The 14975-nt window shown below is 65.9% G+C and carries 15 protein-coding genes; 6 read left to right on the forward strand and 9 right to left on the reverse strand.

Annotated elements, in window-relative coordinates; translation table 11 throughout:
* The first annotated feature begins 50 nt into the window (after positions 1-50).
* Entirely contained in the window at positions 51-518 is a 468-nt protein-coding gene (locus ACFU4Z_RS31770) for a hypothetical protein (protein WP_379070520.1), read from the forward strand.
* Positions 519-522: 4 nt separating this feature from the next.
* On the opposite strand, the gene ACFU4Z_RS31775 is transcribed toward ACFU4Z_RS31770, so the two are convergent.
* The 4 genes from ACFU4Z_RS31775 to ACFU4Z_RS31790 form a co-directional block, all read right to left on the reverse strand.
* Entirely contained in the window at positions 523-1365 is an 843-nt protein-coding gene (locus ACFU4Z_RS31775; RefSeq protein ID WP_379070523.1) for a hypothetical protein, read from the reverse strand.
* A 2-nt stretch (positions 1366-1367) separates the two neighbouring features.
* Entirely contained in the window at positions 1368-2798 is a 1431-nt protein-coding gene (locus tag ACFU4Z_RS31780; protein WP_379070526.1) for a DUF1254 domain-containing protein, read from the reverse strand.
* Between the two features lie 87 nt (positions 2799-2885).
* Positions 2886-3521: a TetR/AcrR family transcriptional regulator gene (locus ACFU4Z_RS31785; protein ID WP_379070529.1), complete on the reverse strand. Its 636-nt coding sequence runs from the start codon at positions 3519-3521 to the stop codon at positions 2886-2888.
* 133 nt (positions 3522-3654) lie between these two features.
* Positions 3655-3948: a hypothetical protein gene (locus tag ACFU4Z_RS31790; RefSeq protein WP_379070532.1), complete on the reverse strand. Its 294-nt coding sequence runs from the start codon at positions 3946-3948 to the stop codon at positions 3655-3657.
* Positions 3949-4230: 282 nt separating this feature from the next.
* Here ACFU4Z_RS31790 and ACFU4Z_RS31795 point away from each other — a divergent pair, with 282 nt between their 5' ends.
* Positions 4231-4506, forward strand: a complete 276-nt coding sequence (locus ACFU4Z_RS31795; protein WP_366527918.1) for a hypothetical protein — start codon at positions 4231-4233, stop codon at positions 4504-4506.
* A gap of 42 nt (positions 4507-4548) precedes the next feature.
* On the opposite strand, the gene ACFU4Z_RS31800 is transcribed toward ACFU4Z_RS31795, so the two are convergent.
* The 4 genes from ACFU4Z_RS31800 to ACFU4Z_RS31815 form a co-directional block, all read right to left on the reverse strand.
* The gene (locus ACFU4Z_RS31800) at positions 4549-5940 is read right to left on the reverse strand and encodes a VWA domain-containing protein (RefSeq protein ID WP_379070534.1); all 1392 of its coding nucleotides are present in this window, start codon (positions 5938-5940) and stop codon (positions 4549-4551) included.
* Between the two features lie 42 nt (positions 5941-5982).
* Positions 5983-6897, reverse strand: a complete 915-nt coding sequence (locus ACFU4Z_RS31805; RefSeq protein ID WP_379070537.1) for an esterase/lipase family protein — start codon at positions 6895-6897, stop codon at positions 5983-5985.
* A gap of 236 nt (positions 6898-7133) precedes the next feature.
* Positions 7134-7814, reverse strand: a complete 681-nt coding sequence (locus ACFU4Z_RS31810) for a hypothetical protein (RefSeq protein WP_379070540.1) — start codon at positions 7812-7814, stop codon at positions 7134-7136.
* Between the two features lie 93 nt (positions 7815-7907).
* Positions 7908-8270 (reverse strand): DUF1304 domain-containing protein, encoded by a 363-nt coding sequence (locus ACFU4Z_RS31815; protein WP_379070543.1) that lies wholly within the window; start codon positions 8268-8270, stop codon positions 7908-7910.
* Between the two features lie 495 nt (positions 8271-8765).
* Here ACFU4Z_RS31815 and ACFU4Z_RS31820 point away from each other — a divergent pair, with 495 nt between their 5' ends.
* The 3 genes from ACFU4Z_RS31820 to ACFU4Z_RS31830 all read left to right on the forward strand — a co-directional run bounded on the left by ACFU4Z_RS31820 (position 8766) and on the right by ACFU4Z_RS31830 (position 11274).
* Positions 8766-9179, forward strand: coding sequence for a hypothetical protein (locus ACFU4Z_RS31820; RefSeq protein WP_379070546.1), 414 nt, complete (start codon positions 8766-8768; stop codon positions 9177-9179).
* 181 nt (positions 9180-9360) lie between these two features.
* Positions 9361-10116, forward strand: a complete 756-nt coding sequence (locus ACFU4Z_RS31825; RefSeq protein WP_379070549.1) for a Mut7-C RNAse domain-containing protein — start codon at positions 9361-9363, stop codon at positions 10114-10116.
* A gap of 609 nt (positions 10117-10725) precedes the next feature.
* Positions 10726-11274, forward strand: a complete 549-nt coding sequence (locus ACFU4Z_RS31830) for a hypothetical protein (RefSeq protein WP_379070552.1) — start codon at positions 10726-10728, stop codon at positions 11272-11274.
* 157 nt (positions 11275-11431) lie between these two features.
* Here the strand turns inward: ACFU4Z_RS31830 and ACFU4Z_RS31835 are convergent, their stop codons facing one another.
* Positions 11432-12526 (reverse strand): cytochrome P450, encoded by a 1095-nt coding sequence (locus ACFU4Z_RS31835; RefSeq protein ID WP_379070554.1) that lies wholly within the window; start codon positions 12524-12526, stop codon positions 11432-11434.
* 481 nt (positions 12527-13007) lie between these two features.
* Between ACFU4Z_RS31835 and ACFU4Z_RS31840 the strand changes: the two genes are divergently transcribed.
* Complete coding sequence (locus ACFU4Z_RS31840; RefSeq protein ID WP_379070557.1) at positions 13008-14684, forward strand: GMC oxidoreductase; 1677 nt, start codon at positions 13008-13010, stop codon at positions 14682-14684.
* Positions 14685-14975: the final 291 nt, after the last annotated feature.

Genomic DNA, 14975 nt, shown 5'->3' on the forward strand with positions numbered 1-14975 from the left:
CGCACGGCGACCGCCGCCAAGGCTTGTAATGGGGGTAATAGATTCGCTCGATGCTCCTTTCGGAGGCTCTCACCATGACCAGCCTGTACGAGCACGCCGGCGGCGACGAGGCATTGCACCGCGTCGAAGCGGCGTTCTACGAGAAGGTCCTCGCCGATCCTGTGCTGAAAACCCAGTTCACCGAACGGGTCCCCGGCCACGTCGACCACCTCACCTGGTTCACTGCCGAATCCTTCGGTGGCCCAGCCCGTTTCACCGAACAATTGGGATTCGACTACATCATCGCCGTGCACCGCGGCCTAGCGATCACCGATGAGCAGCGCCAGCGGTTCGCCGAACTGTACATCGAGGCGTTCGAGGAAGCGGGCCTGCTCGACAACGAGGCCTTCCTTGCCGCCGTGCGCTCGCATGCCGAGTTCGGTGCGCAAGTGGCACAACAGAACTCGCACGCCGAGACCGACGAGGAACTGCACCCGATTCGAGAGGTGCCCCGATGGACCTGGGAGGGCGACGACTGAACCGTTAGCCCCGCGGGATCCTCCGGGCTATCAGATCGATCATCATCTGTGTCAGCGCACCGGTGACATCGGCGGTCTGTTCGTCCGGGGTGCCGCGGGTGTGGGCGGCCACGGCGAAACCCTGCCCGAATGAGGCCGAGGCCACCTCCTGCGGACCGGAATCCGACCAGCCCCACTTGGTTCCGATGACGCCGGGCAACCTGCCGGTGCCCCAATCCTGGGCGGTGCCATCGGAGGCCGTGGCGTCGGCCGCCGCCATCCAGCCGAAGATCGGCGATTCGGGATCGGTGCGCTGCTTGGTGTGCAAGAAGGTGGCCAGGTCCGCGGTGCTGGTGTACGACATGCCCCAATTGGCGCCTGCCCTGGTCGCGGTGAGCCGGTATTCCGCGGCGACGGCGTCGATCGCCTGCGGATACTTGGCTGCCATCAACTCGGCCGCGCCGTCGTCCGAATCACGGATCATGCGCTCGGCGAGCGTCCGATCCGACGGCGAGCCGTCACCGCGTCGCAGCGCGTAGTCGACCATGTAGAGCTTCACCATCGACAGCCCGGTGCGGATCTCGTGCTCGTTGGCCGTACCCCACTCGATGCCGGGGACTATCGACCGGAACGAGATCGCGGTGCGCGACGGGACCGCACCGGGGTCGGCGGCGTCCGGTATGCCGCGGAGTACTTCGGCTGCGACACCGACCGCGTCGGTCACGGCCGCGGCAGCGCCGAAGGACTCTCCCGCGGGGCCGCGCACCTGCGCACCGGGGAAATCGGCGGCAGCGCCGGGCGCCGCGAGCGCAAGCAGCGTCCCCGTGGCGAGGACCGAGAAGACGGCAGCCCGGCAGCCAATCGCCATTCCTACGGCGCCACGTTCAGCACGGGCGGCTTCCACTGTCCATCGAGCGCAACAGCTTTCGGCACGTATAGACGCATCGTCAGCGAGAACTGCCCCGACTCCGGTATCGGCAGCCAATTCCCGGTGGGCACCCGCGGACCGGGATCGGGGTGCTGGATCGCGAGATCCAGTGAACCGTCGGTGTTGAGGACGACCGGCACCTGATGGCCGATCGAATAGATGTTCGCCGGGTTGGGCACCAGGAAACCGTCCACGCCGTAGGCGGTCAGCGACCAGAACGCTTCGACCGGCGGCAGCCCACCCGGCGGGAAGTGGAGCCGGAAGTTCGCGGGCACGCCGTTGAGGTCGGCGCTGCCGAAGAGGGTCGGATAGATCGCGTCCTCGGGCAGGTTGGCGCCCAAGCCGTGCCATGCGACGTTGGCGCGCAACGGGTAGTTGGTGCCGTACGTGCCGATCTCGCGGTCGAACACCCACCCGTTCTGGTTCACCGCGCTCGGGTCGGCGTTTGCGGGGATCACTTGCTTCGCCCGGTCCGCGGCGGCAGTCAGATCCTCGTCAGAAATACCGGTGACGCTGCCTCCCGGCCGAATCCCGATGGCCGCGAAGCGGTTCATCGCGAGCTGATCTTCGGGCCGCGGCGGATTCACCACCATCACCGCGCACAGCCGCTTGAAGAAAGTGCTCGCGTCCATCTCGACAACCTGTTTCGACGGTGGATCCGCTGAGTCCCGCGTCGGCGTCGTCGCGGATGCGGGCGCGGCTTTGCCCGCGACCCAGTCGGCGAGCGGGATGACCTTCAGTTGCTGCTGAATGGCCTGCACGGCAGGGGCGTCGTCGATGCCGTTGACCTGAATCCGGCTGATCAACCACACCGTCGGCGTCGGCATGGACAACTGCGTCACGCCCTCGGGCAGGCTCCCGGTCCACTGCGGCCCGGTGACGGCATAGATGTAGGGCGGCGCGGGCGCATCCGGCTTCACCTGTGGTCGAACGCTACTCGGGTTGTGCACGGTATTGGTCCAGGCGTCCAGCAGCTGTATCAGCCAGTATCGGCCGGGCTCGATCGCAGGCACCTGCAGCACCATGGGCTCGGTGGACACATCGAGCCATGCGGCGGAGTACAGCGTGTCCAGATTCGGTCGAACCGCATCGCGGCGGTCCGACGTCGGCAGCCCGGCGGCATGCTGGAAGGTGTTCGTCGGGGTGATCTTCTCGGCCGCGACCCTGGTCACATCCATCAGCACCAGGGGGTAGCCGAAGATATAGGCATCCGTGGCGATCGCCTTCGGATCTTCCGGCGGGAGATTCTCGCTGGTCGAGGAGCTCTTCTCCGACGTACCGCAGGCCGCGAGGCTGGCACTCGCCACGGTCGCGGCGGCCACGCCGAACATGGTCCGGCGCGAGAGCTGCGCGAGTGAACGCTCGTCGACCATGGTCTTTCTCCCTACTCTCCGATCGAGCCGGACACCTTCGAGAGATCCAGGCGGAAGTATAGCCACATATTTGCCAGACCTGCGGTTTTAGCGCGCGGCGTCCGGCATGCGGGCCATCAGTGCGAGCAGCATGGCTGTCAGAACCTCGACCAGATCGGCAATCGGCGGACGTGGATCGTCCAGGCTCCATTGATGAACGGTGGCATTGACCGCGCCGATGAAGGCGGTGGTCGCCATCCGCCGGCCGCCGGGCGGCACCGCCGCGGCGCCCGCCAGCTCGGCCAGCACCTCACCCCACTCCTGGCGCACCAGCAGCCGATGCGCCTCGACCTCGGCGCCGACCCCCACGATCTCCACGAAGGCCAGCTTGGACCGCCGAGTATCGGTCGCCATGGCGGACACATAGGCGGTCACCGCCGCGACGATGATCGCGGACAGATCCGCCGATCCCACCGACGCGACCGCCGCGCGTACCGCGGTGCGCGCGTCCTGCTGGATGTCGTCGTACACGGCGACCAGCAGTTCCTCGCGGCTCGCGTACTCCTCGTAGAACTGCCTGCGCGACAGTCCCGCAACAGCGCAGATATCGGTGACCGAGCTCTTCGCGTAGGTCCTTTCGGCGAAGACCGTCAACGCCGCCTCCGCGAATCGCGCGCGGCGCTGCGCTCGACGCTGCGCCACCGGCAGGCCGCCGTAGCTGCGATCGGACTCCATCACGCTCATCACCGACAAGCCTAATGGTGCTGTGGGACAACGTCCGCCGACCGCCGCGCCGGGCCGAGCGAAGGCGCGGATGCCGCCCGACCGGAGCGCGCCACCGCCGAGCAGCCTGCGGTTGCTGACCGGATGCCCGGCTTCAGGCGCCGATGACGGCGTTCATGATGGTGCCCGCACTCGTGGCGACAACACCACCGATCATGGCCCCCGCTACCATCTTCGGCGACTGCAGGCCGCCGCCGGACCACTTCTCCCAGGCGAAGTGGCCACCGGCGTAAATGATGCTGAGGACCCCGGAGAGGGTGGCGAACCAGGTTATGTACCGCACGAACTGCATGATCTTGTCCGAGAGGGGCGGCGCTTCCGGGGTCGGGTTACCGATCTGAGCCAGTGTGGTAAAAGTGTCTGCCACCGACATCAGGATGGTGCTCACGTCTGCTCCTCCGGTCGACAGTTGTTCGGACACCGGCGAATTCGCCTCACTCGAGGAACAGCCCCCACAGTGGCAGCATCACCCCCATCGGCGAGATCACCGGCTCGCGGCGGCCACTGTTCGACCACACACGCGCTTCTCATCATCCCACCGGCATCGACTATCGCAAGGTGTCGCGCATCGCACTATTGCCTCGGCGTGCCTGCGCCACTGCGGATTAACCGATACCATCCCTGTGAGCGAAATCCATCCTGTCCCACATCCAGAATGAGCAGCACCACGATGATCCTGGCCGCCGTTTACGACACCTGGGCACAGATCGGCAATCCGACCCCAGAAGCCCCGCCCATCTCGGACAAGTTCCTCCAACTGGTCCGCTACATGACCTGGTTCGTACTCCTGGCCGGTGTCTGCGCCATCATCTACGCGGGCGGTCGATTCGCCTGGGAGAAGTGGTCAGGCGGCGGCCTGGAATCACCGAAGATGGTGGCCGGAGCCATGATCGGTGGTGTCGTCGCCACCAGCGCGGGCACCATCATGAACGCGGTGATCGGCTGACGCACGGCCGCGCCGCCAGCGGGTAGCGGCTGCGCAGGCGAATCAGTGCAGGACTCCCGCGGCTTTCGCCGCGCGGAGCCAGTCCGGGAATTCGCTGAGCAGCCGTCCGTACAACTGAGCGTCGTCCACTGTGTCGATGTCGTCCAGCGCGAAGAAGCCGGCGTTGTCGACAAGCCGGTCGGACATCTCGTCGAGCGAACGCAGCAGACCGTAGTTGGCCTTACCGAGGCCGACGAACTGCCAAAAGGCAGGCAGGCGAGACGCTTCCCGCATGAGTGCCGCGATCTCGCGTTTCTTGGCGAAGCCGCCGTCGGTGAAGAACAGCACCAGCGTCGGCGGATCGCCGGAACGCAGCGACGAGATGATGTCGCGCATGATCGGCAACTCGTCGTTACGGCCACCCATCGCGTTGTAGTCGATTCCGGCGTGTGTTCCGGACAGATGCAGGAACGTCTGCGCCCACTGCTCGCTGTGTTCGACCGTGATGTCCGGCAGCTTCGCGAACGACAACGCATAGAGGTATGCCTCGAGCGTCCCGTCCGCATCGAGCTGCGTCGCCACCGGAATCATCCGCTGCACCACCCGGTGCACCACCTGTTGGCGATACTGCCGAACCATGCTGCCGGTCTTGTCGATGACCAGCACCACGCGCGCGCGAACCCCGAAGGCGTTCTTGGTGATCAACACCTTCGCCACTTCTCGTTTGCGCATGTCCAGCTGCCCGCGCTTCTCGAACGACAGCTTGGCCTCACCGGGCACGGTGCGCACGTCGAGGGCCGCCGGCGTCGCAGCTCCGGGGTGCATCGGGGGTGCGGACACGATCCGCGATGGCACCACGGCGCCATTGCCCGCTCTGCTGGAGACCGCAGGCGCACGTGTCGCATCGGGTGCGGACTGCACGTCGAGCGCAGGCGGACCAATCGCCGCCGCGGACGGTTCGTCGTCCACGCTGACGCCGTGGTCGATGACCAAGGCCGCGAACCCACCCGCATAGCCCTGCCCGACGGCACGAACCTTCCATTCGCCACTGCGCCGGTACAACTCGAGTGCGATGACCACCGACTCGGCGCCGAGACCATCGATCACGTACTCGTACAACGCGTTTCCGGCAGCGTCACCGACGACGGCAATCGGCGGCGCACTGTGCCCGAAGTTCGCCGTCGGATCGTCCAGGGTGATCACCGCCCGGATCTGCGTGATGTCCCCGGGCACATCCGCGAAGGAAACCACCAGCGACGCAGGCGTTCCCGCCCGCAACTCGACGCCGGGCGCACTCGGCTGATTGAAGAACACGAAGTCCGCGTCGGAGCGCACCCGGCCGGACTCCGTCACCAGCAGCCCCGAGACGTCGGCCGCCGCGGCGACCCGAACCGATACCACGACCGTCGCCACCGCGAGCGGCCCGTTCTGTCCCTTGACGAGCGCCGTGCCCACCGATTCTCCCGCCAGTAGTGACCGCCCGCCCGTGCCGTGCGATTACGAGTAAAGCTGCTCGACAACCCATTTCGCGGTGTCCGGGCTCGACCGGAGAGTCGAGTGGTCGACGGCGGGGCTTCCGGGGAACAGGTCCTCGTAGAAGACGTTGTCGACACCCGGCTCGGTGATGAACGAGCACACTCCAGGCGGTGTCGCGACCCCGTCGTTCTTCGTCGCCAGCACCGAATACCGAACGCCCGGCTGCACCAGCGGTCCGTCCATGACGGCCTTGTAGACCTCGGAGGCCGGAGTCAGCTGCAGCGCGTTGGCCATGCTCGGCATCAGCGTCGACAGCACCGGCACCAGGAACGGCAAGGCGGTCACGAGTTGCACCGGCGTAATCGGCAAGTCTTTCAAGCCGTACTGCGCAAGGAAACCGACGCCGTCGCAACCACGGGCCTCCGGAGTCAGCAGCACCATATTCGGCACATCCGCGGCGCCCCCGAGCACCTTGACGAAGTAGTTCGCGACGAACGTGCCCGCCGAGTGCGCGACGATATCGACCTTGGCCGCCCCCGTCGTCGCCTTGACCTTCGCGACGAACTGCGCGAGCTGCCGAGCCGCGCTCGGCATGTCGCCCGCCCACCGCTTTCCGTCGACGATTCCGCCTTGGAACACCAGCGCGCAGGCCCCCTCGTTGCGCAGCGCCGAAACCATCGGCCCCCATTGCGCCGCGGTGTCCGCTGTGCCGCCGTCCGCACCCGGCAGCACTATCACCGGATTCGGCCGGGCACTGTTCGGCAGGCAGTCGATCGCCGGTTCGATCACCGTCCCCGCGGACACGACCGGCGCGGCCGAACCGCTGCCAGGGGCGGCCCCCACCGGCGCCACTGCCATCGTGAGCGCCACGGCGAGCATGACCCCCACCATCCCCGCCCGCGCCGGGGCGATCCACTTCTGACGCCTGAAAATCATGTCCTGCAAAGCCTTTCGACATGCCGGTCGCCCCGCTGGCGCCAACCGAATCGGCCAGGGCGACAGGCGCGAACCCATCGAACTCCGACTCCCGACCGAGTCCCTTCGCCCACATGCCAACAGCTCCCACCCCAGATGTCAACACCACTCCCGCGACCCCGGTTGGGCGAACAGAACCCCGGCTGTGCGGTCATTCGCCGTTTGCCTCGGCCAAGTCCCGTTCGCCACAAAGGATGTCAGGCGACGAATTCGCGGTCGCCGTACTGGAGGGAGTCGGGGGTCCAGGTGCCGCCGATGCTGGTGACGAATTGCCGGGTGAGGGTCAGGTCGGCGAGGTCGGCTACCAGGATCAGGGCGCCTCGGTCGGTGAGGGAGCCGCCGACGAGGCGGTCCCGAGCGGTCGGGTCGGCGACCAAGGCGTCGCGGAATCGGTGTATATCGACACCGGCAACCTCGATGGTGAACGCGTCGATTTCCGGTGCGCCGGGCGCCAAGTGCTGGAAGGTCAGCACCGATTCCTGGCGGAAGCGGGTGCGCACCTGGTCGGCGATGCGGCGCAGATCGGCGGCGTCGACACAGGCCAGGTGGAACTCGCGCGAGCGCTCGTAGGTCGCCTGCTGTCGCTCTTCGGACCAGAAGACGCCGCTGACGAGTGTGGAGCCCACCGGAAGGCCGATGTTCTGCACCGCGATCCCGGCGACCGCGAGTTCGAACCCATCCAGCCGCATGCGCAGCCGCTGATCATCGGGATCGGTGATGGTCGCGGTGTTGTCGGTGGCGAATAATTCCGCGGTGGGCCGCAGGGGATTTCCCGCCGCACAGGCGGTCGGCGCAGCCTGCACCGACCCAGCTCCCCCGACCAGACCTGACGCGACGAACACAACCGCAACCGCGGCCATGACTCGCGACGTGATCATCCCGATCCCTTCGGTCCTTGAACGACCATCCGAACCAGCACAACATGTTTCGACGATCATCGGATCGAATCGGGCAATACACGCCCGGCCCGGTCAGCCCGCGATGAGTACCGCGGTCAGCGCAGCAGCCCCGGGCACCGCCTGCGCGAACAAGATCCGAGGATTCGCCGTGACCGCGCCATATACCCCGGCGATCACCACGCACGCCAGGAAGAACACCTGCACCCGGAAACCCGTCGGGTCCGCCGCGATCAACCCCCACACCAACCCCGCCGCCAGGAACCCGTTGTAGAGCCCCTGATTGGCAGCCAACGGCGCAGTCGCCTCGGCCATCTCGGCATCGAACCCGGACAACTCCCGCCCCGGCTTCCGCTCCCACAAAAACATCTCCAGCACCAGGATGTACGCGTGCAACACGGCCACCAAGCCGACCAGGATGTTCGCGATAATCGCCATTGCTCGAACAGTACTCACCGGAGTGCCACATCGGCCGACGAAACGCTCGCCATCCGAATCCGATGCCATTGCCCCTTCCTGGGTCGGCGCCGCCGGGACCGCGGCTGAATCGCTACCCGCCGGCGCCGACTATCCGAGATCCGCCTCTGGCGGTGATCGCCGAGACGGTACGAGCTGAAGGGCAGCTCATAACTGCTGCATCGGCCGCTACGGACGCCTCCGTCGATTCTCATCGAAATGCGCCGATACACCAGCAAATCGAACATAGCGAGCCAGAGTCCGATACACAGCACCGTCGCAGCAAATTAGGGGTTGCGATACACGTTACTAGCGGTAGCAGCTGAGGTCGAGCCGCTCTCGGTGCGCAACTCCGGGAGCAGATCCGACCAAAGGTACGAACTACTCCCACGCGCTTGCGACCCCGGTCGCGGGGTCCATCGGGGGGCAGGGACAGTGGACGGTGAACCATGCGCAACTTTGGCTACATTACGTGGCATGAATCTCCGCACCTTTGCCGGCGCGGCCGTAGCGGCCGTCGCACTCTCCATGACAGGCGCCGCGGTCGCAGGCGCGGCCCCGGCGCAGACCGTGGACGACGACACCGTGTACTTCGGCTATGCAGGCGCGAACTGCGCCATCCATTCGAACGGTGACGTCGGCTGCGATATCCCCGGCGGCACCAACCTTTTCGGCTTCATGGTGACCGATCTCGCGATCGACCTGCCGTTCCTGCCTGCCCACCCGACCTTCGGCCTGACCGGCCCCCACGGCCGCGCCGGCAGCCCGCCGATCGCGGGCACCCTCACCAACGGCGGCGCCAGCTGCACCGGCGGTGGTCGAGGCGCCCTGTTCTGCACCTCGAAGGGACATAGCTTCAGCTTCGGCTGGTCGGGCACCCAGATCAGCTGACACCACCGAGCCGCCCCGCTGCACAGCGAATCCCCCTGCGGGGCGGCACCTTTCCGAGACGGCCCGTTATGGCCGTTCCTCCCCACCCGACCCATTCGACCGTCGGTGCGCCCCCTGAACAGCGCGACCGGATCGCGCGCCGACCTGAGCCGGACCGCGAGCCCGGGACGACAATGGTTGTATGACCGCCAGTGTCGAACTGCGCGTATACGCCGAACTGAACGACTTCCTGCGCCCGGAGGCGCGGTATACGACGCAGCTGCGGCCGATCCGTCCGCACCAGACCGTGAAAGACCTCGTCGAGGCCGCCGGCATCCCGCACCCCGAAGTCGACCTGATGCTGGTGAACGGTGAATCCGTCGACTTCGGCCACCGCCCGCGGCCGGGCGATCGGATCGCCGCCTACCCGATGTTCGAGACCCTGGACATAGGACCGCTGACCCGGGTACGTCCCCGCCCGCTGCGCGATCCACGTTTCGTCGTCGACGTCAACCTCGGCGGGCTCGCGCGGCTCATGCGACTGATGGGACTCGACACCCGCTACGAGTGGACGGCCGACGACGCCGCACTGGCCGAAACAGCCGCCGCCGAGCATCGAGTCCTGCTCACCCGCGACCGCGGACTTCTCGAACGACGCAACGTGACCCACGGCGTCTTCGTGCGTTCGGACCGGCCGTTCGAGCAGATCGTCGAGGTGATCCGCCGGCTCGACCTGACCGACCGGCTGGCACCGTTCAGTCGCTGCCTGCGTTGCGGCGGCATTGTCACCGCAGTCGCCAAGCAGGACATCATCAATCGGCTCGAACCACTCACCCGCCGCTACTACGACACCTTCCGGCACTGCCCGGATTGCGGCCGGATCTACTGGGAGGGTTCACATCAGCAACGGCTGAACGACCTCGTGGCCCGGATCCGCACCGCGATCAGGCCGAGATAGAGGCTTCGTCGCGTCGCCGGTCAGACACGGCGCGGTACCCGAGCCGACACCAGCACGCCCGTACGAGAGCGCGTGGGCGGAGTCGATCAGGTCGACCACATACGAGAGCTTCGCCCGGCCAACTCGACGCGATCAACCACAGCAGCGCTGAAGCCCTCTTCCCTCGCCTCACCGCAGCGTGATCCCGAGCCGGCGGCGGGCTCGGCATGGACGGCCGAGTTCGGCGAGGAGCGACGTGGGACACGGTCTCAGATCGTGAGCCTTTGCCGTCGAATGGACGGGTGAGGAGAAGTGGTGTCGTCGGTCGCGGGCGAACTCGGCCCACAGCAGGGTTGGTAACGGCCATGCGGAAGGCCTTACCTAGTTAATCGCGCTGTCGCCTCTCCACAGAGTCGCCGAACGATAAATTCCGGCCGCGTCCTCGTCGGCCGGTATACCAACGGTACTTCCGATTCAAATATATATCCCCAGGGATGAAAAACGACTACAATTTTGGAAATTCGGTATCCGAGTACTCATCGACAACGATCAATTCGACGACGCACCATTATACCCATCCGGACCGTTCGTCGGGGAATGTAAAGAGAATCGGCAGCGACAGGAGCGCAAATGTTCATCAAGAAATTGATAGCAACTGCATTCATGGCCATAGCGGCGACGAGCATAGCCACCGCGACAGCACATGGAGAGGCGACGCTGGCGAATGTCGACGTCACCGGCGTGGATGGCCCGGTCGCCTACACGGCGAGTTTCGCGGGCGATCACTCGAGCGCCCTGGTGACCCTCGCCTCCGGCAGTTTCGTCGTCACGCCCGACTCGGTCACGGTCCTCGCGAACGACGGTGCGGTAGTCGGCGCCATCCCGACGACACTGCGCACGGAGGCCGGACAGAATCTCGCGATCACCCCTCGGCTGGACAGCTCCGGCACACAGTTGACCCTGACACCGGTCGGCGGGCCGACGCCAGAGGCTGTCGCGTACCAGGTGCCCGGCGTGCAGCAAGCCATGGGACCGATGTCGGTCATGATGGGTGCAGTCATGGGCTGCGTGATCGGCGTGATGATCGGAATCTGGTTCTTCCTGGTCGGAGCTATCATCGGATGCGCCGTGGGCTGGATGATCGGCGCCATGTTCGGCTTCATGGCACCAGCCGCGTGACGGGTCACCCAGTGGAGGTAACCGAACACGATGACAAGCCGGCCGGGCGCCCATCGGCCGCCCGGCTCGTCGGCGGCTCCACTCCGAACAACCACCCCAGGAAAGTCTTGGTGCGCCCGCCCATCCCGCTCTTCAACAACGTCCTGATCTGCAACAGCTAGTCGGCAGTTAGTTTGGCGGGCATCGAGCGGTAGCTGTTCAGGTTCACCAGGCCACGCGGGATCGGCGGGCCGTCCAGACGCAGATCCGGATACCGCTCGAAGAGGGCGCGCAGTGCGATGGCGCCTTCCAGTCGGGCAAGGCTGGCTCCCAGGCAGCCGTGCACCCCGCTGCTGAACGAGAGATGTTCGGCGGCGTTGGCCCTGGTCACATCGAATCGTTCGGGATCGGAGAAGACGGTGGGGTCCTTATTGGCGCCCGCCAGCAGCAACAGGACCAGGGAACCGGATTTGGCGTGCTGATCGGCGATGTCGACATCACAGCTCGCGATGCGGCCCGTTATCCGTATGGGACCGTCGTAGCGCAGAATTTCCTCGACCGCGCCCGGCCAAAGCTCGGGCCGCTCCCCCAGCATTTCCAGCTGGTCCGGATGGCTTGTCAGCAGGGCGATTCCGTTGCCGAGCATGTTCACCGTCGTCAAGAATCCGGCATCCAGCAGCAGGGCCGCGTTGGCCACCTGCTCACGACGTGTGAGCTCGCCACCGGTCACCAGCATACTGAGCACGTCGTCGCCCGGCTCTGCGGTAAGCCCATCGATGTGCTGGTCGAAGTACCGCTGCCCCTCGGCCAGATCTTCGACGGCGCGGCGGAATGTGGTCCAGGTCAGGCCTCGGTCGAGCAGCGGCGCACCGGTATCCCCCCACTTCAGCAGGGTCGAATGCATGTCGGCGGGCAACCCGAGAATCTCGGCGATGATCGCGATGGGCAACTGCGCGCAGAAGTCGTCGATCAGATCCGGTCGCGGCGTCGACTTCAGGCGTTCGAGCAGGTCATCGGTTACTTCGACAACCCGCTCCCCCAGTTTGGCTATCGCCTTCGGAGTGAATGCTTGTCCCACCAGGCGTCGGTAGTGTGCGTGTTCCGGCGGATCGGTCACCAGCATCGAGGGCGGTTCCGCGAGGTTGGGAAGTTCCAGATCCGTCTTGGTGAGCACCCAGCGGATCGGTTTCGGCAGGGCTCGATTGTTGGGCGTGACCACGCCGAAGCGACGGTCCCGCAGGATGAGCCGACACAGTTCGTGGTCAGCGGTCACCCGAATCCTCGATATCGTGGGCATCCGGCCCCGACGCCGGATCTCCTCGATGGAGCGTGGCGATCCGAGCCCACGATCCGGACCAGCCAGGATCTCTGCGAGGGGATCGCCCCGACGCGCCGACCACAGGAGATAGGACCGTGCGAGGCGGTGCAGGACCAGCCACCGAATCCACGCGCGCGCTAACATTGTCACCTCCCACGCCGGAATCTCCTCATGGTAGAGCGCCACCCCCCGCACCGTTGGCTAATCCCCGGCTAGCCGTCGTCGGCGATGGTGGCGACTGAGGCCGGAGGACGCTGCTTACGGCGGTCACCGTGGTCGAACCCACCGAACCCGGCTTCGTGGTCCCGCCACGCGGGTAGCCTGGTAGAACCGATTTTGCCTGGATCAGCAACCCTCGACGATGCGCATCGCGATGATCATCGTCATGGCCGGCCACCCACTGAGTTTCCTGGTCACCAACAGGTAGGGGGATGTGATGGAGCGACGTTCGGATCAGGCGCGGGGCACGATGGACAGGCGCTGTTTCGTCAAGGGCGTCGGCCTGGCCGCTACGATGCTGGGGTTCGCGGGCGGAAGCACGCTGACGACGGCCCCCACTCCGGCGTTGGCCGAAGATTACAGTCCGAGCCCTAATTCGGCGGTGTACCGCACACTGGTACCGGAGATCTTCGCGCCGCTGCCCGATCCGGCCGACCATGTGCCCGCGATCGTCGTCGGATCGGGGTTCGGAGCGTCGATCACCGCGCTGCGCCTGGCACAGTCCGGGACCGAGGTCGCGGTGCTCGAGCGCGGGTCGCGCTGGCCGAATGATCTGTGGCGCAACATCTTCGCCGTCGACTCGATTCCGGATGGCCGCGGCTTCTGGCATCGCACCACCTTTACCGGCGTGACCAGGGTCCCTGTGTCGTTCGATCCGTTCGGCGGGGTCCTCGATGTTTCCAATTACCCAGGCATCGACGTGTGGCGCGCAGCATGCGTGGGCGGCGGCTCGGTGGTGTTCACCGGGGTGATGATCGAGCCGGAGCAGCGGTTCTTCGACCATGTGTTCGGCGGCGTGGTCGACTACCGCGAGATGCACGACATCTACTACCCCAGGGTCCGAAATACCTTGCGGCCGAGCCCGATACCGGACGACATCTACAATTCCCGCGCGTTCGCGCACGCGCGGGCCTGGGACGATCAGGTCCGCGCGGCCGGCTACATGCCGCAGCGCATCGACGGCATGTGGAATTGGAACATCCTGCGCGATGAGCTGGCCGGCCGATCGACGCCGTCGGCGACGGTCGGCTGTTCGAACCTCGGCAACTCCAACGGCGCGAAGTTCGATCTGAACCAGAACTACCTGCGCTATGCCGAGGACACCGGCGCTGCCCGTATCTACCCCGGCCACCGCGTGGACGCCATCGCCAAGGAACCGGGAGCGTCGGGTCGTTATACCGTCACCGTCACCAAACTCGCACCTACCGGCGAAGTGCTCCGCACACGGACGCTGACCTGCGACAAGCTTTTCCTCGGTGCGGGCTCCATCGGCACCTCCGAACTGCTGGTGCGCGCTCGGGATACCGGCGCGCTGCCGAACCTGAACGAGCACATCGGCGAAGGCTGGGGCAGCAACGGCGATGTCGGCTTGGCGCGGCCGCTCAGCTCGCTCGACCTGGGTACGCAGGGTACGCCGTCCGCGAGCCGGATTCTGGACGAGGCGGGCACACCTGTGTCGCTGGAGAATTGGTACATCCCCGGTGCGACTCCGTACGACATCGGCACTCTCGCATCGCTGGGCATGGTGCTCGACGACACCCGCGGCCGGTTCGTCTACAACCCGACCAACGAGCGGGTGGACCTGCAGTGGCCAGAGAACGGTGCTGCCGGCTACCTCGCGCGAGCGCTGGAAATCAACGATAAGGCCGCCTGCCACTGCCTGACCATCGCCCCACCCACCGTGGGCGGGGACGCCTCGTTCACCTCACATCCGTTGGGCGGCGCAGTGATCGGACGCGCGACGGACAGGTACGGCCGGGTGCTCGGTTATCGTGGCCTATACGTAATGGACGGGGCGGCCGTGCCCGGCAGCACCGGAACAGTGAACCCGTCGTTGACGATCAGCGCCCTGGCTGAACGCAATATCGAACAGATCATTATCTCTGGGGAGTAGACAACCGACGCCGCCCCGCTGGGACGGGTGCCCGCATCATTATCGTCGAATACGGACAAACAAGACGCAAGATCAGGAGAAGCGCACTGAACCTGCGCTTGTTATGTATGTCCAAATAAGCCACAGAGCGCCATCTATCACTTTCATAAATTTAGACATTATTTCGCAATGTGGATCCCTGGTCCGGGGTATACGCATACCAATCAGTCGGCTTATACTGGGCGCGGTCGGGTCTGGAGGCAAGTGATGACCGCGGTGCCACGGCAGTTCCCGCCCGATCCGGGGTCGGGA

Source organism: Nocardia sp. NPDC057440 (assembly GCF_042802915.1).
Classification (GTDB): domain Bacteria; phylum Actinomycetota; class Actinomycetes; order Mycobacteriales; family Mycobacteriaceae; genus Nocardia.

Coding starts and splice junctions, on each gene's coding strand:
- ACFU4Z_RS31785 (WP_379070529.1), bottom strand. CDS start 3,521: ATGAGCGTGATGGAGTCCGATCGCAGCTACGGCGGCCTGCCGGTGGCG.
- ACFU4Z_RS31810 (WP_379070540.1), bottom strand. CDS start 7,814: ATGATCACGTCGCGAGTCATGGCCGCGGTTGCGGTTGTGTTCGTCGCG.
- ACFU4Z_RS31770 (WP_379070520.1), top strand. CDS start 51: ATGCTCCTTTCGGAGGCTCTCACCATGACCAGCCTGTACGAGCACGCC.
- ACFU4Z_RS31825 (WP_379070549.1), top strand. CDS start 9,361: ATGACCGCCAGTGTCGAACTGCGCGTATACGCCGAACTGAACGACTTC.
- ACFU4Z_RS31775 (WP_379070523.1), bottom strand. CDS start 1,365: ATGGCGATTGGCTGCCGGGCTGCCGTCTTCTCGGTCCTCGCCACGGGG.
- ACFU4Z_RS31830 (WP_379070552.1), top strand. CDS start 10,726: ATGTTCATCAAGAAATTGATAGCAACTGCATTCATGGCCATAGCGGCG.
- ACFU4Z_RS31820 (WP_379070546.1), top strand. CDS start 8,766: ATGAATCTCCGCACCTTTGCCGGCGCGGCCGTAGCGGCCGTCGCACTC.
- ACFU4Z_RS31805 (WP_379070537.1), bottom strand. CDS start 6,897: ATGATTTTCAGGCGTCAGAAGTGGATCGCCCCGGCGCGGGCGGGGATG.
- ACFU4Z_RS31780 (WP_379070526.1), bottom strand. CDS start 2,798: ATGGTCGACGAGCGTTCACTCGCGCAGCTCTCGCGCCGGACCATGTTC.
- ACFU4Z_RS31795 (WP_366527918.1), top strand. CDS start 4,231: ATGATCCTGGCCGCCGTTTACGACACCTGGGCACAGATCGGCAATCCG.
- ACFU4Z_RS31815 (WP_379070543.1), bottom strand. CDS start 8,270: ATGGCGATTATCGCGAACATCCTGGTCGGCTTGGTGGCCGTGTTGCAC.
- ACFU4Z_RS31840 (WP_379070557.1), top strand. CDS start 13,008: ATGGAGCGACGTTCGGATCAGGCGCGGGGCACGATGGACAGGCGCTGT.